General features: G+C 45.3%; 21 protein-coding genes. 9 read left to right on the top strand and 12 right to left on the bottom strand.

Going from position 1 to position 25,089, the window contains the following annotated elements:
* Positions 1-1,614: DUF1549 domain-containing protein (locus Q0668_RS12785; protein WP_298865194.1), on the bottom strand; the 1,614-nt coding region annotated here is incomplete at its 3' end.
* Positions 1,615-1,892: 278 nt separating this feature from the next.
* Between Q0668_RS12785 and Q0668_RS12780 the strand changes: the two genes are divergently transcribed.
* Both Q0668_RS12780 and Q0668_RS12775 read left to right on the top strand, forming a co-directional pair.
* Positions 1,893-2,429 carry a sigma-70 family RNA polymerase sigma factor gene (locus tag Q0668_RS12780; protein WP_298865192.1) on the top strand — a complete coding sequence of 179 codons (537 nt, stop codon included), beginning with the start codon at positions 1,893-1,895 and terminating at the stop codon, positions 2,427-2,429.
* The gene (locus Q0668_RS12775) at positions 2,429-4,138 is read left to right on the top strand and encodes a LamG-like jellyroll fold domain-containing protein (protein ID WP_298865189.1); all 1,710 of its coding nucleotides are present in this window, start codon (positions 2,429-2,431) and stop codon (positions 4,136-4,138) included. The genes Q0668_RS12780 and Q0668_RS12775 overlap by 1 nt, the downstream gene beginning before the upstream one ends.
* Before the next feature lie 491 nt (positions 4,139-4,629).
* On the opposite strand, the gene Q0668_RS12770 is transcribed toward Q0668_RS12775, so the two are convergent.
* From Q0668_RS12770 to Q0668_RS12755, 4 genes are all read right to left on the bottom strand, one after another.
* Positions 4,630-5,913 (bottom strand): MFS transporter, encoded by a 1,284-nt coding sequence (locus tag Q0668_RS12770; protein WP_298865185.1) that lies wholly within the window; start codon positions 5,911-5,913, stop codon positions 4,630-4,632.
* Positions 5,914-6,038: 125 nt separating this feature from the next.
* The gene (locus Q0668_RS12765) at positions 6,039-7,220 is read right to left on the bottom strand and encodes a hypothetical protein (protein WP_298865182.1); all 1,182 of its coding nucleotides are present in this window, start codon (positions 7,218-7,220) and stop codon (positions 6,039-6,041) included.
* Between the two features lie 38 nt (positions 7,221-7,258).
* Entirely contained in the window at positions 7,259-8,632 is a 1,374-nt protein-coding gene (locus tag Q0668_RS12760; protein WP_298865180.1) for a hypothetical protein, read from the bottom strand.
* A 327-nt stretch (positions 8,633-8,959) separates the two neighbouring features.
* Positions 8,960-10,207, bottom strand: a complete 1,248-nt coding sequence (locus Q0668_RS12755) for a hypothetical protein (protein ID WP_298865176.1) — start codon at positions 10,205-10,207, stop codon at positions 8,960-8,962.
* A 261-nt stretch (positions 10,208-10,468) separates the two neighbouring features.
* On the opposite strand from Q0668_RS12755, the gene Q0668_RS12750 reads away from it, so the two are divergent.
* Together Q0668_RS12750 and Q0668_RS12745 are read left to right on the top strand one after the other, a co-directional pair.
* Positions 10,469-10,678 (top strand): hypothetical protein, encoded by a 210-nt coding sequence (locus tag Q0668_RS12750; RefSeq protein WP_298865173.1) that lies wholly within the window; start codon positions 10,469-10,471, stop codon positions 10,676-10,678.
* Between the two features lie 64 nt (positions 10,679-10,742).
* On the top strand, positions 10,743-10,940 hold the full coding sequence (locus Q0668_RS12745) for a cold-shock protein (RefSeq protein ID WP_298865170.1): 198 nt from the start codon (positions 10,743-10,745) through the stop codon (positions 10,938-10,940).
* Between the two features lie 133 nt (positions 10,941-11,073).
* Here Q0668_RS12745 and Q0668_RS12740 read toward each other — a convergent pair whose 3' ends face one another.
* Positions 11,074-12,309 (bottom strand): cysteine desulfurase, encoded by a 1,236-nt coding sequence (locus Q0668_RS12740; protein WP_366918899.1) that lies wholly within the window; start codon positions 12,307-12,309, stop codon positions 11,074-11,076.
* Positions 12,310-12,660: 351 nt separating this feature from the next.
* Positions 12,661-14,004 carry a hypothetical protein gene (locus Q0668_RS12735; RefSeq protein ID WP_298865165.1) on the bottom strand — a complete coding sequence of 448 codons (1,344 nt, stop codon included), beginning with the start codon at positions 14,002-14,004 and terminating at the stop codon, positions 12,661-12,663.
* A gap of 367 nt (positions 14,005-14,371) precedes the next feature.
* On the opposite strand from Q0668_RS12735, the gene Q0668_RS12730 reads away from it, so the two are divergent.
* On the top strand, positions 14,372-15,646 hold the full coding sequence (locus Q0668_RS12730) for a YkgJ family cysteine cluster protein (RefSeq protein ID WP_298865162.1): 1,275 nt from the start codon (positions 14,372-14,374) through the stop codon (positions 15,644-15,646).
* 25 nt (positions 15,647-15,671) lie between these two features.
* On the opposite strand, the gene Q0668_RS12725 is transcribed toward Q0668_RS12730, so the two are convergent.
* Together Q0668_RS12725 and Q0668_RS12720 are read right to left on the bottom strand one after the other, a co-directional pair.
* Complete coding sequence (locus tag Q0668_RS12725; protein ID WP_298865159.1) at positions 15,672-15,956, bottom strand: DUF427 domain-containing protein; 285 nt, start codon at positions 15,954-15,956, stop codon at positions 15,672-15,674.
* Between the two features lie 219 nt (positions 15,957-16,175).
* Complete coding sequence (locus Q0668_RS12720) at positions 16,176-16,511, bottom strand: hypothetical protein (RefSeq protein ID WP_298865156.1); 336 nt, start codon at positions 16,509-16,511, stop codon at positions 16,176-16,178.
* 599 nt (positions 16,512-17,110) lie between these two features.
* Between Q0668_RS12720 and Q0668_RS12715 the strand changes: the two genes are divergently transcribed.
* The 3 genes from Q0668_RS12715 (at position 17,111) to Q0668_RS12705 (ending at position 19,957) form a co-directional block, all read left to right on the top strand.
* Positions 17,111-17,359 (top strand): hypothetical protein, encoded by a 249-nt coding sequence (locus Q0668_RS12715; protein ID WP_298865154.1) that lies wholly within the window; start codon positions 17,111-17,113, stop codon positions 17,357-17,359.
* A 1,069-nt stretch (positions 17,360-18,428) separates the two neighbouring features.
* Positions 18,429-19,487, top strand: coding sequence for an Mrp/NBP35 family ATP-binding protein (locus Q0668_RS12710; protein WP_298865152.1), 1,059 nt, complete (start codon positions 18,429-18,431; stop codon positions 19,485-19,487).
* On the top strand, positions 19,487-19,957 hold the full coding sequence (locus tag Q0668_RS12705) for a SufE family protein (protein WP_298865148.1): 471 nt from the start codon (positions 19,487-19,489) through the stop codon (positions 19,955-19,957). Before Q0668_RS12710 ends, Q0668_RS12705 begins: the two co-directional genes overlap by 1 nt.
* Before the next feature lie 14 nt (positions 19,958-19,971).
* Here Q0668_RS12705 and Q0668_RS12700 read toward each other — a convergent pair whose 3' ends face one another.
* Positions 19,972-21,333: a hypothetical protein gene (locus Q0668_RS12700; protein ID WP_298865146.1), complete on the bottom strand. Its 1,362-nt coding sequence runs from the start codon at positions 21,331-21,333 to the stop codon at positions 19,972-19,974.
* 294 nt (positions 21,334-21,627) lie between these two features.
* Between Q0668_RS12700 and Q0668_RS12695 the strand changes: the two genes are divergently transcribed.
* Entirely contained in the window at positions 21,628-22,812 is a 1,185-nt protein-coding gene (locus Q0668_RS12695; protein ID WP_298865144.1) for a DUF1570 domain-containing protein, read from the top strand.
* Here the strand turns inward: Q0668_RS12695 and Q0668_RS12690 are convergent.
* Positions 22,809-23,831 carry a hypothetical protein gene (locus Q0668_RS12690; RefSeq protein WP_298865142.1) on the bottom strand — a complete coding sequence of 341 codons (1,023 nt, stop codon included), beginning with the start codon at positions 23,829-23,831 and terminating at the stop codon, positions 22,809-22,811. The two genes, Q0668_RS12695 and Q0668_RS12690, sit on opposite strands and share 4 nt — an antisense overlap.
* Positions 23,828-25,089: hypothetical protein (locus Q0668_RS12685; protein WP_298865140.1), on the bottom strand; the 1,262-nt coding region annotated here is incomplete at its 5' end. The genes Q0668_RS12690 and Q0668_RS12685, both read right to left, overlap by 4 nt.

Below are 25,089 nucleotides of genomic sequence, written 5' to 3'. Positions count from 1 at the left end.
TCGAAAGCTTTGGCCTTTCAAATCGAAGATTACAAGTCGCGTTTTCGGATTGGGATAATCTGTCTGTGTGTGGTCCGCGATGATTGTTTGATTCGCTGTAAAATCAGCGGTATCTGAAATTTCCAGTTTGAATCGTTTAGGGAAACCAAAGCCCGCTCCGATTTTATTGTAATCATCATAGGCGGCCATCAGTGTGATTCGGTCGGCAGTGATCGGCTGTTTGAAGTTGAGCTGTACCCATTTGTTCGTTTTGTCTGATTTTTCTATTTGGCTGTGATAACCGTATTCAACCCCTTGTCCTTTTTTCGCATTGAAGGCTTCTGCAATCTGTTCTTCCAGTTCTACCAGCGATTTCCCGCCGCGCTCGCGGATTTTCGCTTCGAGAGCCTGCTTTTGTTGCAGATGTTTTTTTTGAGATGCCATTAATGCTTTTCGCTTGCGGGCCGACTTTGCATTCGGTTCATAATCGCGGTCAGCTCGGTCGATGCCCGCGAAGACTGCTTGCAGGCCGTAATAGTCTTCCTGTGCAATCGGATCAAACTTATGATTGTGACAGCGGGCACATTGAACGGTCAGGCTAACCGTGCTGTTCATGACGGTGGCCACCATATCGTCCCGATCCAGATTTCGCGTGATTTTTTTCTCGATGAGTTTTTCATTGATTTCGATCTGTCCTACCCAGTCAAAGGGACCCGCCACAATAAAACCGGTGGCAGGCACACCATCGGGCGAATGGGGTTGCAAGATATCGCCGGCGATCTGTTCCTGAATAAATTGAGTGTAGGGTTTATCTTCATTTAAAGCGCGAATGACATAGTCCCGATAAGGCCAGGCATTTTCGCGAAGTTTATCTTTGTCGTAACCATGTGTATCAGCATAATGCACAACATCAAGCCAGTGACGTGCCCAGCGTTCTCCATAGCGAGGCGATGCCAACAGCCGATCAACCAGCCCTTCATAGGCACGTGGATTCGGATCGTTGACGAACTTCGAAATTTCCGTCGGCGTGGGAGGTAGGCCGATCAAATCAAAATACAGGCGCCGAATAAGAGTACGTCGATCTGCAAGGGGAGAAAACGAAAGACCGTTCTTTCGTAACCGAGCCAGCAGAAACGCATCAATGGGCGTGCGAATCAATTTCTTATCAGACAGAGAGAGCTGTGGCACCGCCGGTTGCTTTAAAGGCTGGAACGACCACCAGTCGGTTTTTGAAAGTTGTGCTTCGCGAATTTGAAAACCAGTCGGCCATGTCGCGCCCTCTTTGATCCATTGTCTCAGTGTTTCCACTTCTGCTTTTGTTAAGGCTTTACCTTTTTTGGGCATCTCCGGATCCGGGCCGATCACATAATCCAGCAAAAGACTCTCATCGGGAGCGCCGGCGACCAACACACGACCATTCTCGCCACCTGCGTTTAAACCTTTGTGGTTTTCCAACGAGAGACCACCGTCTTTTGTGCTGTCGTTATGACATTCAATGCAGTGTTTTTGCAGAATGGGCACGACCTGCTTTTCAAAAGTAGACTCGTCTGCGACAGTCGATGATGAAAAAAGGAACCAGCACAGGGAAAAAAGTGATAACGTCAATTTCCATTTCAGAGGGGTGAAAAACAACATGTTCGCTTTTTCTATTCTGTTCAAGGTAGGAGAACACTTTTTGGGGATAATATCAAATTATTTGATTAACGGGGGCCGTTATCTGTTGCGGAAGACACTTTGCCTACATGGGTATATGGCGCGCTGAATTGGGAATTAGTACAGTTTTTTTGAGTTTTCAATTAATTTCATGGTTTTATGGTACCAATCGCAGAGGTCTGGCGCCAAATACTATTGTAGAGCCATATTGTGCATGTCTCCCAGAAAAATCTTCTCTGAATGCAAAACAAAACTTCCCAATGAGTGACGATCTGAATCATCCCATGAAAAGCGAAGAATTTTTCCGTCTGTTTTCACGGGAAGACCGCAAGATCTTTGGCTATATTCTATCGCTCGTGTTAGATGTGACAGCGGCAGAAGACATCTTTCAGGAAACATGTGTCATCCTATGGAAAGAATTTCCCCGCTTTGATCAGGAACGCAGTTTTTTGAACTGGGCGAATGGCATTGCCTTTAATCAGGTCAGAAAATACCGCCGCAAGTTTCGGAATAAACGTTTGATCTTCAGTGACACGCTGGTGTCCGAATTAGCGGAAGATGCTACTGGTATGCTTGAAAATCTGAGTCAGCGCCAATTGGCGTTGACGAACTGTTTACAGAAATTAAATGACCGCGAGCGTGAACTGATCGACGCCTATTACGGAGATCAGGAAACCGCAGCCACAGTTGCCGAACGTTGGAAATGTTCCTCGCACGCCATATATAAAACGATCAAGAAAATCCGGAAAGTTTTATTTGATTGTGTGAACCGCCGCCTTTCGAGTGAGATGTCTTGATGACTGAACCAGAACAAACTCTTCCCGAGCAGATGCTGGAACTGGCCGACGCACAGTGTTCGGGCATTATTACAGAATCCGAGATGGAAACTCTGGAACGTCTGCTGACAGACTTTCCTGAACTGCGCGGGCAGTATTTGAATTTTGTATTCCTGCATATCGGCCTGGCCGGTACCGCCAGTACGCGCATAATGTCCGCTCACGATTCTCCGTTCACACCAAATGTCATAGAGCCAGCAGAGCAGCAAACTGCGCGGCCTGCAGAGAGTCGTCTGTTTCGACGCTCTCTGGTGACAGCAGTCTGTCTTGTCACTTGTTTGTGCGCTCTGGAGCTTTATTTGTTTTTCCCCGTAGATCAACAACCGACAACGCCGACTCAAATCGCCGAGAGTCATCCTCAATATTATTTTGACGAAAACACAACACCCCCTGAAGAGGTCGCCACCCTACATGATGCAATGCAGGCGACCTGGGAGCTGTTGGGAAAACATCCGGCGGTAACAGATCATTTCCAGCCGGGAACGGTCAAACTGACTTCCGGAAATGTGGACTTCGCTTTTTCTGGTGGCGCCGATATCTCTCTAGCCAGCCCGGCTCTGTTTGGCATGGAACACAAAAATCAGGGAACACTCTTTTCCGGTTCCCTTTCCACCCACAAGACCGACTCGAAAGCCCCATTCACTCTGGAAACTCCCAGTGTCGAATTGATCGATCGAGGCACGGAATATGAAGTCAGTGTGAATGAGGCGGCGGAGACCTTCGTGCATGTGCTGGATGGGCAGGTCGAAGTGAAAGCACGCGGTCACCTGCCCCGCTTTTTCTGGAACTTCGATCAACCTGAAATGCAACCCCTTACTGATTCGATTGTCGGCAGCCCGATTCGTGCCGGAAAAAATGCAAAGCGGATCTCCGGTTTAATCGGCAAGGGGGCCGTTCGATTTAATAACCGTCCCGATGCCAGTCTGCTGGCAGGCAATGGAGGCGGGACAGACGTGGGCACCGGCGATTATTCGGTTTCGACTGGGATCACGCTGGAAGCACTGGTGCTTTCCGAATGGCAGACGACGGAGTCACATCAGAAAAAAACGCCCTTCGATTATGACGAAATCTTCCGTAAAGAAGATGGCAGCTATCGGATTTTGCTCAGCTTTCAAAATGATGACAATGCCGGACAGACACAAATTCCCTCTGTCGAAAAAGGCCCCTGTCTTTCGTTTGGACTATATCTGTCGGGGGTCGGCTACAATGAAATGGATCTGCCCCTGGACGGCAAAGCAGGCCGCCCGACACTGGAAGAATTGCGCGATGGCAAGCCGCATCATATCGCAGCAACGTATAATAGTTGGACCGGCGTCAAAGCCATCTATATCGATGGCGTTCGCCGAATGAGCCATCAATTTCCTGTGGGAACAATGATCATCAGCGGCGGCCCCACTCCCGCAGTGATCGGCAATCTGATTTCAGGGCAAGGCGAAAGCCTGATAGGCCGCGAACCATTCAACGGCGTCATCGACGAAGTCGCCTTCTACGATTTTGCTCTGGATGCCGCGACCATCGCCACTCATTTTGCACGCGTGCAAGCAGGCAAAGATTATTTCGACGGGCAATTGAAGCAATTCATACTGCAGGCAAAGCAAGGCGGAAACGTGCTGCTCAACAAAGGACAGAAAATGAAATTCGCCGCGGAAACCGGACTACCCATTTTTTGAAATAATCGTCTTCAGATCAAAAAATTTCGTGGCCTGTACTTCTTGTTTATATTGATTCTGGGAGCATCAATTTCATTCTAGAGGCCATTGAATATTTAAATCCATACCTGGGTTTTCGTACAAAAAGAATAAGACGAAAATATCATTACGGTTACCTACTGTGGAATAGATCTTTCCAAAAGTATTAACAAGGGTGTTTTTGTGATGCATTGCCTGAAAAATAGGGGAGTAAATAATATGAATCTTGTCTATTCGGACAAAGTGATTATGAATGCTCTCACAGGTTTTGAAATCTTTGGAAGGTTGCATGGTGACAGAAACCACAACTAAGAATGAAAACAAATAAAAGAAAATTGCAGCAATCATAGTCACAACTATTTTTCTAATCATTTTAATCTCGCTTTGTGATAAATGATCTTTCTGACGGATCTGATTCGTTGAGGATTATATTTCGACTTACGATTTACTACAAGATGTTCATCCAAGACCTATCACTCATCCAACGATGTGCCACGGGTTTCTTTGATTGTGAGCGTGATGAAAAATGATATGGTAGCGATGCCGGAGAGATACCAGGCGATGGAAAGTGGGTCGCCCGTTTCTTTCAGCAACCAGGCGGCGACCATCGGCGCGGTTCCACCAAAGATGGCGAACGGTAAATTATAACTGACGCTGGCGGCACTCACCCGCACGCCACGTCGGAACAATTCGGTGATCGTCGCCGGTATCGCGCCTGCGAAACAGGCGACGAGTAATGAGAAACTAATTTGTCCGGTAAGAATCATGGCGAAATTGTGATGATGCATTAATCCGAGTAACGTGGGAGACAAGAGTGCCACTCCCGCTGACCCGATTAGCAGGAATGGTTTGCGTCCAAATTTATCGGCCAGGATGGCAGCGATGGGAACGAAAACCGTTAACGCCGCCATGCTGATGGTGTTGATGTCGAGAGCTTCCGCGGTGGTCTCGCCGACTTCGTCTACAAGCCAGGTCGGCAGATAGATAAAGACCGTATAAAACGTGACGGCATTCATCATATTCAGACCCGCTGACTGAAGCATCTCTTTGCGATGGTTGGTGAATGCGTCTTTGAGCGGCGACATGGCTTCCGGGTCGGTTGCTTCTTTTGAGATCGGCTGTTCGGGAATGCCATGCCTGATAAAGTATCCTACGAACGCGACCAGAATTCCTGAGATAAATGGTAGTCGCCAGCCCCAGGCCAGTAGTTGTTCGTCCGTCGTGAATGTATTGATCAACGCACCGACAGCAGAGCCCAGCAAAATTCCACAAGTAGCCCCCATCATACTCCACGATCCAAAAAAGGCGCGACGTTCGGGTGGGGCATGTTCAACGAGAAACACGAACGAACTCGTATATTCGCCGCCGACAGAAATTCCCTGCACCATGCGTAACAACACCATCAGTACCGCCGCCGCGATACCAATTTCGGCATGTGTGGGTAGCAGTCCGACAAGTAACGTCGGGATCGCCATCAACATCACGGAAAGTGTAAGCGCCTTTTTTCGTCCCATCCGGTCACCGATATGACCAAACAAAACCGCGCCGACAGGACGCATCAAAAAACCAGCGGCAAAAGCACCAAAGGCGGCGATCAATGAGGTGGTGGGATTGTCAGAGGGAAAAAAAAGTTTGCCAATCGTAGGGGCAAAAAAACCGTAAACGGCGAAGTCATACCATTCCAGAATATTACCAACGAATCCCGCCGCCAGAACCCGAATATTTTTGCCGCCCACTTCCTGTGTGCTGTCTGACATGAGTTGATCATCCTTGAATCGACATTTCTTTTACTGTTTGAGTAAGGTCAAGTTAGTTTAGGGGATTAGAAACCGATTGGGAATGGCGGTGTCAGGAAGAAATGGCATTTTTGATTGAGGATCGATTATTGAAGATTTCCGGGTTGAGACGTCATTACCTCGATGCCCGAATCACGCAAGGACTGAATCGTGGCAGCGGACAGTTTTGTACCACTGACATTCACCCTGTGAAGTTGTGGAATATTTAAGAGGCTCTCTTTTACCTGATCTGTTATCAGCGTGTTTGACAAATCCAGTTTCATCAAACTCTCCAATTGGGTCAGTTTTTTAATTCCTTCGTCGGTGACTTGTGTATTCGTCAGAAAAAGTTGTTCCAAATTTTCCATGCGGGTGAGTGGAATTACCCCTTGATCCGTCACTTGCGAATCACTCAGCACTAGATACTCGAGCTGATTCACGTTTGCAACCTGCAGCACATGTGAATCGTCAAATGATTCACCCCTTAAACTCAGATAACGCAGTGATTTTATTTTTACCAGATGATTGAGGGTATCGGCTTTGATTTTAGAATTGTCTAGAGTAAGGCCGGATAGTTTTTTTGATTTTGATAAATAGTGTAAACCATCTCCTTTGATACAATTATCATTGAGGGATAGTCGAGTCAGATTGGGAATGGACGCAATATTTACCAGACCTGCATCGGTAACTTTTGAATTGGATAAATGAAGATCGTTTAAGTTTTTCATTTTTGGGGCACAGTGAAAATTTTCTCCAGTAAAATCTACATCATGCAGAGCAAGCCAATCCAGCGTTGGAATTTTCTCAAGCACATTGATGCCTGAATCAGTGACAGAGCCTCCTGGAATCATAAGACATCGAAGAGGATATTTGGTCAACTTAGCAAGCCCCTGGTCAGTAATGCCAGAAGGTAATTTTTCAGTCCATAAAAAAAGATCGATTAAATTTGGTTGATATCCCAGAGAGTCGATGAATTCGTCATTGATGGGGTATTCTTCCGAATTTTCAAGTTCGATCGATTCAATGGTCCCCGCTACTCCACTTAATTTTGAAGGCAGTGTCACGCAGTAGCCATTGAAACACATAGAAGGTCTAGGAACTGAGACTTTCCCGCCATGGCTGCGGATGGTTTCCACCAAGGTCTTGGTTCGCCAGGCATTTAGTCCAACCGGAACCAGGAAAAACACTACGGCCAGCAAAAGCAGAACCAAAGCATTGCGAAGGTTAAACCCGTACCGTGATGGCTGATTTTTCTTTTGTTTTCCAGCAAAGATTCGATTTATTAACATCGATGTTTTCCCAGTGTAAAATCGCACCCTCTATCAGTTCATTCTGAAATATAAGGAGGTTTATCAGTATAGACATCGATTTCCAAATCACGCAGTGATTCAATTGCGGCTGCTGATAATTTTGTGCCATAGGTTCTAACTATTTCAAACTCAGGGAATTGAAGCAGACTTTCGACTGCCTGATCGGTGATGTTGGTGTTTGATAAATCAAGATATCCCAAACTTTTAATCGGAGTCAAATTTTTTATACCCTCATCTGAAAAGGGTGTGTTTCCAAGACACAAATGCCTCAAGTTTTTCATGTTCGCTAACGGGATCAGACCTTGGTCTGTCACTTGTGAATCTACCAGTCTCAGAAACCAGACGCTTTGAAGAGAGGTGATCTGTTGCAGATGGGCATCGGTGGTTGATTTTCCATCCATACACAGCATACTAAGCGATTTAATACTTTCCAGATGATGGAGGGAATCCGCGTTGTTCTTTGTATTATCGATACAGAGATTTGATAGTTTTTTAAATTTTGATAAATGACGTAAACCGTCACCACTTACACACGTATTCATAATATTGATGTATTCCAATCTGGGGAAAGAAGATAGTTTTTCTAAACCCGAATTGGTGATTTTTGAACCGCTAAGATAAATATGTGTTAAGTTCTTCATTGCAGAAGCACGGTGAAAGTGTTCTCCGGTAAATTCTAAATCATAAAGCTTGAGATTTTCTAGAGTCGAAAAATTCCCCAATTCGTTGAATCCTGAATCCGTGATTGAACCGCCAGTAATACTAAGAATTTGAAGAGGAGCTTTTGCCAGTTCAACGAGAGCTGAATCTGAAATCGAATTGTCAGAAATTATGAGATAAGAAAGCGGAGTGTTTGCCAGTACAATCAGGCCACGCTCGGTAATATGAGGATCTGTAACCTTCAGAGAGTTTAATTTTTGCAGCGCAAGAGCAGACTCAGGTTCTTCGATGGAGAATTCTATATTATGTAACGAAAGATATTTAAGTGTTGAGATATTTCCCAGAGTTTTCAAACCGGAATCAGTAATGGAACCGCCGGTAATTGTGAGCGAGTTAAGGGGATATTGGGCCAAAGCGGCAAAACCCTGGTTTGTGATGGCCGCGGGGTTATCGGGGCTTCCTAAACTAAGAATTGTTAAATGCGGTTGATTACCGAGCGATTCGATGAATTCATCATTAATGGGAATGTCTGCTGAATTTGGAGAAGAAATATATCTGATGGCCCCTGTAATCACTTCCAGTTTCGGGTGGGATATCGAACAAATTCCAAACTTACAGTTGCCATGGCCGAACTGAACTGTACCACCGTGGCTACGAATGTTTTGGACCAGCGATTTCTTATTCCAGCCCTTTATACCAAGAGGCACAAGGCAAAATACAGCCGCCAGCAAAAGCAGAACCAGAAATTTACGGAAGTGAATCCAAAGCCATGATGGCTGATTTGTCTCTTGTTTTCCAGCAAATAAACGAAGCCACATCATGAGTACGTGTTCCCAATTAGCGTGCGGGCAAGCAGAGAATGGCTATCCTGTGACTAACACTGCTCTGAGTTAATGCTTTATTTTCGTTCTACATCGAATCAATTCGTCGCTCTGATTTATGCTGATGTCTCTTCGTTGATCAAGGTCTTAATAACGGGATTCCAATCGATTTCCCGTAGGCCTGACAGAGTTGTTCGGCTGTCAATCCGTAGGCGCGTAGCAGGCTGTCTTGCCAGGTTAAGCCGTCTTTGATGCCATTGAAGAATAGTTTGAACTGTTCGGTTTGATGCCATTGAAGAATAGTTTGAACTGTTCGGGACCCGCTTTGAGCATAAGTTGAACCATAGCACTGGCGGCTCCATATTGTGCGCTGCCGATTTGATCGGCGGAAAAGAACTGGCCGCCAAATGTTTGTGTCTGACGTAACTGAAGGGCCGACTGTTTTTGTCGACGCTGAATTTCTTTGCAGGAAGGGACCACCATCATGGCAACCCAGTCTGCGATGCCTTCGTTGATCCAGCTCGGGATATGTACGGTGCTGCGATAACGGTGAATATATCCATGTGCGGTTTCATGCACGAGTACCGCACCGAAGAAATTAGGGTCATTCCCCCGATGGCAGGAAACGATCACCTTTCCATCACCGTGAGAGTGACAGAGACCTACAACGGTACCCGGGACCTCTGTACGGTCATAAAACTTTCGTTCAAACTCCAGGAAGGCGGCTTCTGACATGAATGCCACAATGACTGCTTTGCCGCGCCAGATGTTGTGACCCGGTTTGAAGCCGAACGCTTTTCCCAACAGTTCATTCATCTTATCCAGTTGAATCAGATAGGGGTTCACCTGCGGGGCGGGCATGTCGGTGTAAAATAGAAAATATTTCGTTTCATAAAAGCTCATCTTTAAAGAACTGAAATGCTGGCCGACTTTCTGGAGAAATTCTTTATGCTCGTTAACGTAGGATTCCTGATCCTCCTCGGTAGTATCTTTCCATAAGAGATGATTCGACGTTGTAAGTTTATCGCGGATGGCGTCCATTCTCTTGCCGGTATCTTCGAGGACAGCCGCTTTGCGAGAAGGGAGATACAGGAAACGGTAGGTTTTTTCATCAACTTTCATTTCAAACAATTTTGTCGCGAATAATTTTTTGGGACGGCTGGCATTTTCACCTTTGAATTCCATTGTTTTGATCTGGCTTTTATCCCGCCCTGTATAGAAACGCGTGATCTCAATACCTGTTTCTTCTTTGCCGTTAGATGTCAGGAGATCTGCTTTTTTCCCGATCAGTGCGTTGAGCTCTTCTGCAGAGAGAGCAAACTCCAGTGCCGCTGCTTCGACAGGATTCGCAGGCAAGGCGTTGAGCTTGGACTTACGTTTTTGAGCCGACGTTTCCTGCGCAAGAAAAAAGAGCGACAACATCAGAACGATAAGCGTCGCCGTGTAAGTGAATAACGCAGAAGTAACAGGGCGAGAAAACCGCATGTGTACTCGCTTTCTGAAAGGAAAACAGAGAATCAACTTTGATAATGAGGGGACTATTATCATCGTGTGACGTTTGGGTACAGTTGTCAAGTAGTTAGATCCGGGAATTCAGACGAGCTTTGAAAGAATCTGCTTCGATCCGTGAGTTATTAAACGATCATCTTTATTTAGGGCGTCCCAATCGCTGTGATTTCCCTCATTTTACAATTGGAATCGTCGATTGTGAAGATGTGATTATAGAAAAGGAGGGCCATTTCACGGATGATTCGCATTGAAGTCGCACCATCTGATCATTTTTTGACAGCTTCAATTAAATTAGGGAAACAGTCAATGGTATTGCGGGAAACTAAGAAAACGACTCCATTTCTTGTGACGATGCTGACCCATCAAAACATTGAATTACTGAAAAAATTGCCAGGCTGCTTGTGTTCTGAGTATCAGCCGTTAGAATACAGCTCTGCGGCTGATTAAGCCTGAATTCAGTTATTTCGGGAGACGTCGTAGAGAATTTTTTTTTTAGGAATCGGAATCAAAGATGGCTGAAGGTACAATCAAGAAAGTGACACAAAAGGGTTTTGGGTTTATCGACACCGAAACTGGCGATGACTTGTTTTTCCACTCGTCAAACCTCGAAGGAGTAACATTCGAGCAGCTTTACGAAGGACAACGAGTATCGTTCACTGAAGGACGCGGCGAAAAAGGTCCAAGAGCAGAAAATGTTAAACCAATCTAGTCTCACTGACTAAATTGCGAAAGCATTTCGAAACATTAAGAAACCGGCGTTCTGCGTCGGTTTCTTTTTTTACGTCTGGTAATGACTTCCCGGATATTTGGGGCCGGCTTTTTTGGGATCGGCTTTGAAGAGTTTAGGCAAGCCGCAAACGTTGTCTGGCAAACTCCAGAGCATCGATCAGCGCATCAATTTCTTCCGTCGTGTTATAGAACGCGAGACTGGCCCGGATACTGGCGGCAATATTTAAATGCTGGTGCAAGGGCATCGTGCAATGATGCCCGTGTCTGACAGCGATGCCTTTTCGATCTAACAGTGTGGCCAGATCTTCCGGGTGAGCACCCTCAATATTAAAGCTGAAAATGGATCCCCTCTGTTCCAGTTCGAGGGGACCATAAATCTGTAAACCGGGTACTTCCTGTAATTTCTGTAGAGCATATTGGCTGAGCAGGGATTCCTGTTCCATGATCGTATCGAATCCGAGTTCTGTTACATAATCGATGGCAGTTCCCAGTGCGATGGCTTCAGTAATGGGAGGCGTGCCGGCTTCAAACCGAGCCGGGATGTGGGCATAGGTGGATTTCTCACAGGTCACCTCCGAAATCATATTGCCGCCAAACAGAAAAGGGGGCATTGATTCCAGCAGTGTTTTTCGTCCATACAACACGCCGATACCTGACGGGCCAAATAGTTTATGTCCGGAAAACGCCAGAAAGTCAATTTCACTTTCAACGACGTTCACAGGCTGGTGAGACACGCTCTGGGCTCCATCGACAAAGATCAGCGCGCCAACTTCATGAGCCTGCTGTGCCATGTCTTGAACAGGATTGATTGTTCCCAGCACATTCGACATGCCGGTGACGGCAACGAGTTTTGTTTTGGGAGAAAGCAGGCATTGATAGTGATCGAGATCCAGACGTCCGTCCGGCGTGAGTTGGATGAACTTGAGAATTGCGCCACGTTCTTTGGCAATTTCCTGCCACGGAACGAAGTTGGCATGATGTTCCATTACATTCAAAATGATTTCATCGCCATCTTTGAGAAAATGGCGCCCCCAGGTCTGAGCCACCAGATTTGCGGACATCGTTGTACCAGATGTGAAAATGATTTCTTCCGGAAAGCTGGCGCCGATGAATGATTGAATGCGGGCACGAGAGGCTTCCATCTCGGATGTCACCCGATCGCCTAATTGATGGGCACCACGATGCACGTTGGAGTAATAATGCTCGTATATCTCAGCGATTTTGTTGATGACTGATCTGGGGCGCTGCGCAGAAGCACCACTGTCAAGATAAACAAGCGGCCGCCCATTGGGGAGCTTCGTATTGAGAATCGGGAAATCGTGCCGAATTGAAGTGATATTGGCTACCATCATTGCCTGCTTCAGACATTAGGGATACGTAAATACTGTTCTACAGGAATTTTAGCACGAAACCTCATAATGAAAAGGGCTCAAGCGAAATCGGGCGCTGATCGGAAATCTGTCTGCTCTCATCTGCAGTTTCCGCATGCATACAAGAAAGACACGACTGACTGAGAGCATGTTCGTTGTGACCGGTGATTCGTGGATCTATCTAAAGTTCCGCTTCGACCCTGGTTGGGTCAAGACGTAAAAAAAGCCCTGAGTCAGGGCCTGGAAGTTTGTAAGAACAGATTATGGGTTTTCAACACGTTTTGGTAATCGGGCAATATGTAAGGTGAAACAAAACGGTAGGTACCATGGTTATTTTTTGGGAACTAATTTTTGTGCTTTGGAAATGAGATAGAATGGTTTTCCCATTTTATCCTGACGGGAACCATCAATCTTGCCGTCGATAAGAACGACATCTCCATTTTTAAAAGGATTTAATTTTCCTTCGTCAATTAGCACGATGTTTCCACCAAATTTATCTGTTTTATCGGGAGTCGCGTTATAGGTAATATTCCAATGTTTTTCCTGTTCATCGAATTCAATAACTCCCCGCAACCAGCGGTACTGTTGTTTGTCATAACTGAAGGGAGAAGGTGATTGCGCGCTTGAGGTTTGATTACTGAAATCAGCAGGTAGTTCAAACGAGGCGGCCTGGAATTTTGCAGGAGTCATGAACGAATCTGATTTGACAAGTTGAGGTCCAGAGGCGCGGGTTTGGTGATTCGCATGACTGACTTTTTGGGACGAGGGATTTTTTCTCAAACTGCTGTTCGGTCCAAAAACGTCATCATTTCCGGGAGTGCTTTTGACAGGAGGTTGGAATTTTTGAGAATTGTCGAGCGGGTTGGCTTCAAAAGTGTCGTTGGGATTCGGCTGAAATTTTTTCGGGTTTGTCTCAAAACTGTCATTACTACTTTCAAAACCCTGCTGTTGAACTGATTCCTGAACGGGCCGAGGAACGCTGAAGCCTTCATTGTCATTCTGTTGAAACTGATCCTTAGCGTTACTTTCAAACTGATCATTACTACTGTTTTGAGGAGTAAATTGATCATTCATTTGTGTTGAATTACCGCTTGGCGGTTGTATTGATTTATTGCTTTCAAATTGATCATCCGCGTTTCCCGGAAAGGAATTTTGAGGAGTACTGGGAAACGGATCTTTATTTTCAAGGAACTGATCCTTGGGTTTCGCACTGTCATTGGGGTCTTTATAGGTGGGAACAGATTGATTTCCGGATGGGTTATTATTCACGCCACTACCCGGATTGGTATTAATTCCCGAAGCAGTCGGATTAGCACCGAATGGAGTTTCGTTGACGTTTCCCGTATTGGGACTTCGATTGACGGGCTGTGTCCATTGGGAATCTACGCCATCGTAATTGGTTTTGTTAGTATTGTTGGGAAAGGCATCATTGTACGTGGATGATCCCGTTGCAGGCTGTCCTCCCTGAGGGGTTGGAACAGGCTGACCAAGATTGGGCTGAACCTCGTAAGTGCCGGGAGGAACATTTCCAGGCGCCATCTGGTAAGGACCCGGTGCACCATAGGGGCCGGGATAAGTACCGCCGTAAGGATACTGATGGTGAGAAAAGCAACCGGTGAGCAAGCTGCCCAGCAGTGTGCAACAGCTGATATGAAATAGAGATCGTGTCGACATGTTAGGGTCCTTAAAGTTCCAAGTGATTTCCCGGAAGAGATAGATGATCTACAGTAAGGGAAAAATCTATGGACGGGTGCCTGCTGAAAGGAAAGTTTCGAGCGTTTTTGATTCACATAAAGTGGGGATTGATGTGAATATATCTCTGCGGGGAGATGGGTACAAAAACAATCGTCTATTCAACAAGCGAGCGGGATTTTAGAGAATCTTCAATATGTGTCTATACCGAATCAGGGATTCTCACCCCTCAGCCAGAAATCTTGGCAAGAAATATCATAACTGAGGTTCTTTGCGTTTCAGATTTGTAATCTTTACAATAATTAACTGTCTTTTTCTCGTAAAAAGTTGTTTACACCAAAGATTTCACATGTCATCGCCTCCATTGAAACTTCCTACGATCCAGAACTGGACTTGTCATAACTGTGGCGGTTGTTGCAAGCAGCATGAGATCGAAGTCACACCGGAAGAAAAAGAGCGTATTGAAAAACAGCATTGGGAGCAGGATGCATCCATTCCCCCGGGTCAGCCTGTGTTTGTGAAAATGGGACTTTCCCCCGTCAGCAATCGGTATCGGTTAGCTCATCAGCCAGATGGTTCCTGCATTTTTCTGGACGAAAAAGGGTTATGCCGCATTCATGCCAAATTTGGCGAACCGGCGAAGCCGCTGGCATGCCAGGTTTATCCTTATGCATTTCACCCTGCGGGCAACGAAGTGGCTGTCAGTTTACGATTCAGTTGCCCGTCGGCGGTAGCAAATTTGGGGAAGCCCGTTGATCAGCAATCAAAGGTGATTCGAAAAATAGCTGATCAAGTACTTCCAAAACGTTATAAAACACCTTCAGCCCCTGGACTCAATGCGACGGAATCCCTGGGATGGCCAGATACATTAAAAGTAGTCGACGCCTTAGATCAGTTATTTGCGGCTCCTGATTCTCGTTTCATGATCAACCTGTTACGAGCCCTTGCCTGGACGGAATTAATCGAACAATCCCGCTTTGATACCATTCGCGGTCAACGTATGGATGAATTCCTGGCTTTGATTGGCCAGGCCACGGTTCACGAACTTCCCGACGACCTGGATTTAAGCCGAACTGCTCCCAGCAGAATGGGAGCGATTCAATTTCGTTTACTGGCAGCTCAGTACGCGAGAAAAGATACATTCGCCGAAGATTCCAGGGGAATGATGAGGCGACTTTCCCTGTTGATGTCGGCATTGAAATTCGCATCCGGGCGCGGTGAAATTCCCCGATTACAAGATCGTTTTTCAGCAGTTCCCTTCTCGTCACTGGAAGCGCCGTTCGGAGATTTACCACCGGAATGTGAAAAGCTGTTTATCCGGTATTACCGCGTAAAAATTCAGGGGCTTCATTTTTTTGGCGCGGCTTATTATGACATTCACCTTGTCGAAGGTTTTTATCATCTGGCTTTGATGTTCCCTGCGATTATGTGGATCGCGCGTTGGCTTGCCGCTGGATCAGGCAGATCCACTTTGCTGCCAGATGATGTGAATGAAGCAATAAGTATTGCCGACCATCATCATGGGTACTCTCCGGCTTTTGGCTTGCCTCATTTTCGAAGCCGCGTAAGGAATTTGTCTCGTTCGCAAGATATCAAGAAACTCATTTCCTGGTATGGCCAATAACATGAGCAGATACCCCAATTCAAAATTATGGTAGAAACTCGACACCTTTCCAGAACGCAATCCGGTTCTTCAATTGTTCATAGCCGGTTTCTGGATCGAGATAGTACCAGGCTGCGTCACGGTTCACGGCACCCTCAACAATGACGTCATAAAAAAACGCCTGACCTTTATGAGGGCATCTGGAAGTCGAAGAACTATTTTTCAAAAAACTACCATTCACGGACTCTAAGGGAAAATAGAAATCCCCTTCGACAGTTATGATATCATCAGATTCGGCCAATAATGCCTGATTCCAAATGGCTTTGGGCACACCTTTCTCCTCATCGTTACTTTCGTTTAACAGGACAGTAAGCGATGGGATGAATTATTTTTGAGGTTGCCCATGGCCATCGTAGCCAAGATTAACAGGAAAGCTATACTAAATATTTAAATATTTGTATCTCTTACCAGAAAGAAGATTCGGAAAAACGCGTGGTTCGAATCATTTGTGAGAACGAGAGTACAGGAATGTCATTCATGCCTATATCTTTTAAGGGTTTTCCTGATTCACATCAGGGGCCTGACGGGGACTGAATGAGATAATTCCTAACTCCCACTGTTTTCTTTTGAACATGTTAAGAGAGTTCAGCGTGTGAATGAAAGTAGCATCTTTTCGTTCATAGGATATCAACCCACCATCTTCCAGCTCGACAACATGAATCAGTTCCTCAGGATGAGCTGACGGATATTGTTTGATTTCCACTTCCGTAGAATCTAGCAGCGATTCTACGGACACTCGTGCATCTTGTTTTTGAAGGGTGAAGCGTCCAGTAGTATTGGGGATTTGTTGCCATTCAAATCGTTTGAGTAATTCATCCACTTTCATATAGTCACACTCTGGTCCAATATTGATTCAAAATTAATGAAATTCATTGTTGAGTCTAAAAGTTTCAAAGCAGAATTGGAAGGATGCCAGACTTCAGTAGAGTTGGATATGGGAGAGCGCACAAAAAAAAATGATGTTTCTCAGATAGAGAGACATCATTTTTTAATTTAATGATCTTACAAATTCAAATTTTCAAAGCTCAGGACTTTCCAGTGCTTCGAATCATTGCTTCAAAAATTTATTTTGTGAAGTCCGTCCGAGGGAAAAGTTCCCTCGGACTTGACGTTCACGATTATTGAAGCTGCCCTTCGGACCTGATAGGGCCAGAGTCCCTATTTGCTGGGACTATAGTTATCCCCAAATCTGATTAGTTGCAGCATTTCTTAGGAGATGGAGCACAGCAAGTTGGCTTTGGAGCTGGTGCACAGCAAGTTGGAGCTGGTGCACAGCATTTTGGAGCTCTTACTTTGCAGCAACGAACCTTAACTTTACGGCAACGGTCTTTGCAACGGTTGAACATCTTTCCGCAACGATCTTTGCAACGATTCAAGAGATTACCCTTGAACAGTTTGCGGTGACCGCAGCATGAGTTGCTAGTATTGCAGCAGGACTTAGGAGCAGGAGCACAGCAAGACTTAGGAGCTGGGGCACAGCAGGCCTTTGGTGCAGGAGCACAGCAGGCTTTAGGAGCTGGAGCACAGCAAGTTGGCTTGGGAGTGCAGCATTTTTTAGGAGCTGGGGCACAGCAAGTTGGTTTGGGAGCAGGAGCACAACATCCTTTACCCAAGAAGCCAGCGGCTTCAGCATTAACACCAGCACAACAAACAACCGCTAAAGCGGCAACATAACTTAACAATTTCATTTAGGCAATCTCCAAGGATTCGCTTCGTGGACGGTCGTGAGGTACTCAATCATGGTTGATTTGGGTGAGGTTTCCCAAACAACCTGGGAGTCCAAATCCTCACGTAATTAAAAAAGGTAAACCTGATTATTTTTTCGGCCAGAAATCACAAATTGTCCTTGGTTAAACACAAAATTGTTGAGTCTCCTTCCAAAGTGGGGCCCAAAAATTCACTTGTATCGATTATACCGACCCTGATTTCCCTCCTGAGACAAATCAACGACTTCAGATTGAATCTAAAGCGAAAAAAAGTGTTTATATGTATATTTATAAAATCATCAAGAATCAGGCGCTTCGTTCTTGAAACAGTAATTTTAGAAAATCTCTTCTGGAGACAATCTGAGTCTATTGTGTGAGTTGTATTCAAGACGGGCATGTATACGATTGAAATAAAGTCAGACATGATTCCGCGGTATGTAGCATTTGTATATGGCCGTCTATCTAATCCGGGTGGGTTGTTATGAGAAGGGTGTTTGTTCTTGAAGAGCGGACACATATCGTTTCTGAGCTTCAATGGCAGTTTGAAAATGAAACGGATTGGAACATTCGTGGGTTTTCATCAGAAGTCAATCTGTTTCAGCATTGTCTTCGTGCAAATGCGGAAGAACTGATCGTGATGATTGACCTGAGTATCGGGAAGCAGGTTTGTTTGCAGTTTTTACAAAGATGTCAGGATCCAAAGAGTTCTTTTCCCTTAATCGTTTTTTCGGAAGAACCTCTCTTGAACCTGGAATGGGCATTACGAGAATTAGGCGTCATTCATTTGCAGGTTGGCAGGTTGGAACCAGAGAGAATTGCAAAAATATGTCGTTGGTATTTTCGTTCAAGTTTATTGAGATGAATAACTCAGTCATAAACTGGCAACTTGCATTAAGAAAAGTCATTGTTCAGAGCGTGAAAACCTTTCAGATGGTCCATCTGGTTTTGAGAGGAAGTTCTGAATTTCCTGAAACACGAATCAATATCGTCGTAATAGAGAGCAAAACAAACTGATGGGTAATTCAGAAATTAATGAAATGAATCTACAGAACTGTCTACAAGAACTTGTCGATCCTGTTTTTAATAAAACATTATCATCCTCACGGTTTTTAAAAGCGGCTACGGTTAGTGATTCAAGAGAAGTGAATGTGCAAATTGAGTTGCCTGTTCCCTCATATCCGCTACAGGCCGAGTTGTCGGAGCTGATTCAAAAATCCATCCAGGACCACTTCCCCGAACACCAGGATGTAAAAATAGAATACAGCACCAATATCAGGGGAAAACAGTCCGGAGGACGACTGGGACTGAATGTAAAAAATATTATTGCCGTCGGTGCTGGTAAAGGGGGAGTTGGAAAAAGTACTGTAGCAGCAAGCCTGGCGTATGCTTTCAAGCAGTTTGGTGCGCGCGTGGGACTGGTCGATGCTGACGTTTACGGGCCCAGTATTCCACATATGGTGGGAACGCAAGAAAAACCAGTGGCTCAAGAGTTTCAGGGTAAAGATGGTCAGACATTAACTCGAATTATTCCCGTTGAGGCGGGAGGTTTAAAAGTGATGTCGATGGCGTTTTTTGTCGAGCCCGATCAGGCAGTCATCTGGCGAGGTCCGATGCTGCACAAAGCGATCACTCAGTTTCTGCAAGATACCGAATGGGGAGAGCTTGACTATCTGATTATCGATATGCCTCCGGGAACAGGCGATGTTTCATTAACTTTGTCCCAGTTACTCGACCTGGCCGGTGCTGTTATTGTCTGTTCGCCTCAACAAGTGGCATTATTAGACGCGGTGAAAGCAGTGCAGATGTTTCGACAGGTAAAAATTCCAGTATTGGGGATTGTAGAAAATATGTCCGGGGAGTTTTTCGGACGGGGAGGAGCCAAAGCCAGGGGCGAAGAATTACAGATTCCCTTTTTGGGTGAATTACCTATGAATGCCGAAATCCGTGAAAAATCTGATATGGGTAAGATCGCTCAGTTAGTCGAGGAAGGTTCGGAATCTCGAACACATCTGTTAAAGATGGCTGAGACGACCGCGATTGAAATTGCCCGCTCATTACTTGAAAATCCGATAACACCACCTTTGGAAATACTCTAATGAAATCAGATCAAAGTTCATCACTTCAAAATATGACCAATAACATGATAAGTATTGAAGAATTGCTGGCAGAGTTTGAGTTTCTGAACGACTGGGAAGAACGCTGTGACTTTCTGATCGATCTGGGGTTCGAACTACCACCCATGACCGATTCAGACAAGACGGAAAAAAACCGTGTGCATGGCTGTCAAAGCATGGTTTGGCTGACGACTGGCTTGCAGAAGGTGGGAGAACGAGAAGAACTCCAGATTATTGCAGACAGTGATGCCCTCATTGTAAAAGGATTAATCGCCGTACTGTTAGCGATTTATAACCACAAGACTCCCGAAGAAGTGATGCAAATTGATGTCAAACAGTATTTTTCACAACTACAACTTGATAAGTATCTCAGCTCACAAAGAAAAAATGGTCTGTTTGGCATGGTCGAGCGAGTTCAGCAGGAAGCAATATCACTAGCTGATCAAAATTGAGTGGCGGGGGCACTTTAGTTGTTTTCTGTGACTTCTGCGGGAAACGAGATCTTCTCGAACCGAAACTCAATGGGAGCAGCGGTGATCAGGGTGGGAGCCAGGTAAGTCAATTGATAACGGACCTGCTTTAGGGGGAGATCAGTAAATTGATACAGCACACTGATCTTGCCGGCACTTTCCAGGGTTGTTTGAGAGGATCCATTCAACCAGTATTTTTTGCCTTGTGCATTTTGCAGGTAAGCCCGGTTGTGGTAGATCCATGTACGGTGCGATTCGAATGCAGGACCACCATAATCATAACTTAAAGAGATGCGAATATTCAGATTCTGAGTAGAGTCGAGCTCTTTTTTTTCTGCCTTAACTAATTCGACGGTAATATTTCCCCGTCGACGAATTGCACCTTGTGATTGAAAGAGATCATCAAACGTGATAGGCAGCGTTTCGGCGGCCAGTTCCATTACCAGTCGTCCCTGAATCTCGATTGTCTTGATGCGTTGTTGACTGTCCCTGATCCATTGCATGGTAAATTTTAAATCCTGACCTCCTTCTCCCAGGGGTATTTCATACTTCGCGTAGCGATTGAAAGCGGGTAGATTGATCTGGGAGTCTCCAGTCGCTTTGAGTTCGTCGGCTGCATAACTCAGAAACAGAGGCCTTAAACGTGGTTCAACCTGGATCAGAAATGTGGCACGTAGTAATTCCCGGTTCGAACTTCCGATGAGAGGTCTTCTCTGAATGTTTACGATTTCAATCCGGAACGGTCCCTGAATACAAACCTTCGATTTATCCGTTGTCGAAACAGATCGCTTTTCAGTCTCATGTTGAAGCTGCAAAAGTCCTTTGGAACCCCTGACCTGATACGAAAGAGTTAGTTTTTGAGAGAGATCATCAATGGTTTTCCAAAAGGGGACTTCTACATAATTTACATCGATGCGCGTCTTTAAAACGGATTCGGGCAAATTTTTTGAGTCGAGTGGATTTCCCGTCTGCTGAGTGATCGCGATCAAAATTTGACTCAGTGAGAATGTACCTTTCAAATTGACATGGGAGGCTTTGATAGAATCTTTCGCTGCCCGTTTTTCTATTTGAAGTCGCACGCTTTGCAGGGCTTCTTTTACCGAATTACTCGAAATGAGTTCGGGAGGGGGTAGCAATGACAAAACAGGTTTTCCCAGTTTTACCAACTGAACTTCAGCCTGCTGTCGGATTTTACGCTGATTCGAATCCAGTTTGAGAATCAATTCCGAAATTTGCTTTTGGATTTGCTTCTGATTTGGAATCTGAGCTGGCCGTGGATCGGAATCAGATTTCCCTACTGTCTGTAACCAGGACAGACAGAGTATGACGATTCCTAACTGAAACCAGACACGTGACACAGGGATCTTTCCATATCAAACTGAAAACAACAAAATAAACTAACATCAGCGATGCAACTACTACTTTATTGTAACCGAAACTTCGAGGAGATAAACACTGGGATCAACGGGTAATTCAATCTACCTGTTGATAATAACCGGTACGTTCCAGTCAATTCCTACTGTTTAAACCACAGATTGCTGGTAGATCCTGAATTCTGGAACCACGCTCAAAAGCAGGGGTTAAACTATAGAGAGAGAACTCTTTATGGAGCGGAACTCCACGAATCTGTATGCTGAACCGAGGCGACCTCGATGCTAACCTGTTTTCGTACCATCTTATTTTGCTTGACTGGGGTCAGTCTTTATCTCCTGCCAGCAGACTCTGCCTTTGCCAAGCCACCCTCTCTGATCGAGATCAAAACGAGTAACGATGTCTATCTTGGAAAATCGATTGCTCATAATCATGATGTGAGTTGGATGATGGACCAGGCTGGTATGTTATCCGAGATTCCTTTGAAAAAAGTGACTTCGTTTCGGCGTGTCGCAACGGAATTTCAAAGGCTGCCTCTCAATAAAATGAAGCTCCAGTTACAAAAAGAGTTTGGCCCTTTATTTGAAGTGATCTCAACCAGACATTACTTGATTTGTGCGCCACGCGGTAAGGCCAAAGCTTATGGTGGTGTGTTTGAAGATCTCTATCAGTCATTTTCCCACTATTTTTCGTTACGAGGATATCAGGTCAAGTCTCCTGAATTTCTGATGGTGACAATTATTTTCCCTGACCGTACTCAGTTTTATGATTACTGCAAAAAAGATGGTGTGCGTGCGAGTCAGGGCTTGCTGGGATATTATCACCCGCACACAAATCGAACCGCTTTATTTGATCAAAGTACGGCGACAAAATCAGCCAGTATAGAACAGGATCGGGAGGAGAATGAACTTACCTATTCTCGACTTTCAACAAGTGGTAAAAATCTGACAGATGCCTTGCGCGATACTATGATTCATGAAGCCACGCATCAGGTTGCATTTAACACAGGATTACATTCACGCGTAGGCGAAAATCCCCGCTGGGTCGTCGAAGGCTTGGCAACCACTTTTGAATCTGATGATCTGCGGACTCATACGGGAGGCCGGGGAAAATCAATCTCACGAATTAATCGTAATCGGCTTCTCTGGTTTGCCAATTATGCACAGAAACGGCGTGAAAAAAATTCGCTACAGTCATTTATCAGAGAAGATAAACTGTTTCAGTCATCTACATTCGATGCCTATGCAGAGGCATGGGCTTTGACTTTCTTTCTAGTGGAAACTCAACCTGCGCGGTATGCACGCTATCTGAAAAAAATATCACAGCGGGATCCTCTCAAAGAATACTCGGCTGAGTCTCGAGAGCGGGACTTTACAGAGGTATTTAAAACGAACCTGAAATCGCTGGAAGTAGATTACCTGACCTTTATCGACCAGTTAACTCAGGAATTGAGTCGCCAGAATTAAGCGGCCCGACGGACGGTTTCCTCTTCCATTGCAGCGACAAACAGTGCGCCGCGGTCGATGGAAAACATTTCCTCTTGAATGAGAGAGACCTGATGTTTGTCAAAACGAATATTTCGCTGAGACAGAGACTGCGTCAGTAAGTCTTCAAACCCTTCGGTGAGAGACAGTTCTCCCAGAAAGACCACCGGGGGTGTATCCAGAGTTGCAATATAGTCCTGCATACTTTCCATTTGTGGAGCAAAACTGCCTAACAGACTGTCAAGCAATGATTCATACCAACCAGTTAACATGCAATGACTTGTTAGATAGGGACTGATATTATTCTCTGGGTTAAGCCGTTCTGCCTTGGCTTCCGCTAAATTAGGAACCAGTTGCCCTTCCGGATTTTTAGTAACGAGTTTGCGGGCATTGGCCAATTGCTCATCCATCCATTCGCTGCCATAAGGCACAGAATTCCGGATGACCACACGACTCTGGTGGACTAGACCGATTTCGGAATGGGAATGACCTAGATAAATAACATATCCTGAAAAGTGTGCGCTGGCACGAAAGGCAGCCAGACTTGCAGCCAATGTAATAGTCGTTGCCAATGGAGTGAACCCCTGCAATGAAATCAGTTGCGCTACCAGCCTGTTGAGTGATGATAAGGGATCAGTGCCCGGTGTGATGAAGGAGCAATACTCACCGGAGGTCCTCGCTTTAGGAAGGACCGATTGAATTAAGGTTGAAAGTAACTGTCGATGTACCGGATCATTCAGAACCAGTTCACCCTTGGAAAAAAGTGAAAACAAAGGTCGATTTGAAAATCGCGTCAGCGAGCCTGCATTTTCTCCAGGAATGATGAGAGTCTCTTCCGAATAGAGGAAAGGGATCGCAAGCTTCTCCAACAGCAAACGATTCTCTTTTGTATCTTCCATCACGGTGTAAACCGCTTCGATTGATCGACGCGTCAACTTATGGTCAGAATCGTTTTGTAATACCCTCAGGCTGCTTGAGCCAATCGTTAATGAACTACTCATTTAGGCATTACCCCCTGCACTGCTTGCAACACACGATCGAGAATCCCGGAATTCACGCTCGTTTCACTTTGGACAGCCTCTGTTTTTTTCGATGAGGCGGGCCGAGCTGTTGTATGGAAAGTTGGATTTTCCTCGGAAGACTTTGAAGACTCTGGATGAGATCGATCAAATCGAAATGCGGCAGCCTTCAGGTTTTTATCTGTTTGCACGGGAGTGGAGGGTAAAGGTGCCGAATTTGTTGCTTCTTGAATTTGAGGAACACTCGTTTCATGTTTTGTTCGTCCGCTGAAATGAGGTCCTTTCAGAGTTCCCTGTTGGTCGATTCGCACTGATTTGGATTGGTGACGTCCGTAAATGTAAGTTTGCGTTGGAATCTGAGGAGTCTCTTCAATCACTGGGATTTTATTTTCCAGGATTTGTTCCAGCAGAGATTGTTTCGGCATCGGAGGCAAAGAGTTCCAATCCGCAATCTTCGTGGTGTGATCTTTCGACTCAAAGGATGAAGATGACATCGAATGTGGTTTGAGATGATTCTTGTCTGGCCTGCGGCCTGTTTGTGATCTTCTGGAAAGAAATTTCCACACCACACCCGCAATGACTGCCAAAAATATGTAATAACTCCATTGCGGCAGGAATGACGTACTTGCGTTTTCCGTTTCCTCGATAGTCGATAAATCGGTGTCATCCAGAATTTGAATCGTTTCAGTAGGTAATGCAGGAGCAGCCTGCAATTCCATGTTGGGAACAGTCATTGAAACAGAAGTATTCTGCTTCTGTGATCCACTTTCAAAATCTGATTTGTGCGTTTTATCTTCTGACGGAGAATTCCGAGAATGGGGAACCAGAGGCAAACTTGCAGCTGTCTGTTGCAGGAGGGGACCATTTCGTTGCAGTGTGTCATTTTCGTTTTTCAGAGGCCGCGCTTTTTCTGGCAGAGAAATATTTTCCGGATGTGTGACTCTCTGCAAACTGCGATGCATATTTTTTGTTTTATTCGGTGTTGTTGTTTCAAGGTGAGAATCCGGAATCGAGGAGAGCGCAGACTGTAAACGGCGCGGGGTCGGTAATGAATGCGGAACCAATGACAGATCAAAACTTTTATGGGAATTCAGAACCAGTACCGTTCCCGAAGCGAGTTTGGCAGTCAGTTTATTTGTTTTCAGTTCAGGATTGCTTCTGATTCGTTGCGGCGGAATTACTTTGATTGACTGTGCAATTTGCGGAAATTTTTCCAATGGTTGCCTCAGACTGTGTAAAA

The sequence above is a fragment of the uncultured Gimesia sp. genome, from assembly GCF_937910335.1.
Lineage (GTDB): Bacteria > Planctomycetota > Planctomycetia > Planctomycetales > Planctomycetaceae > Gimesia.
The sequence above is the reverse complement of the archived record's forward strand: the minus strand, read 5'-3'. Positions and strand labels throughout refer to the sequence as shown.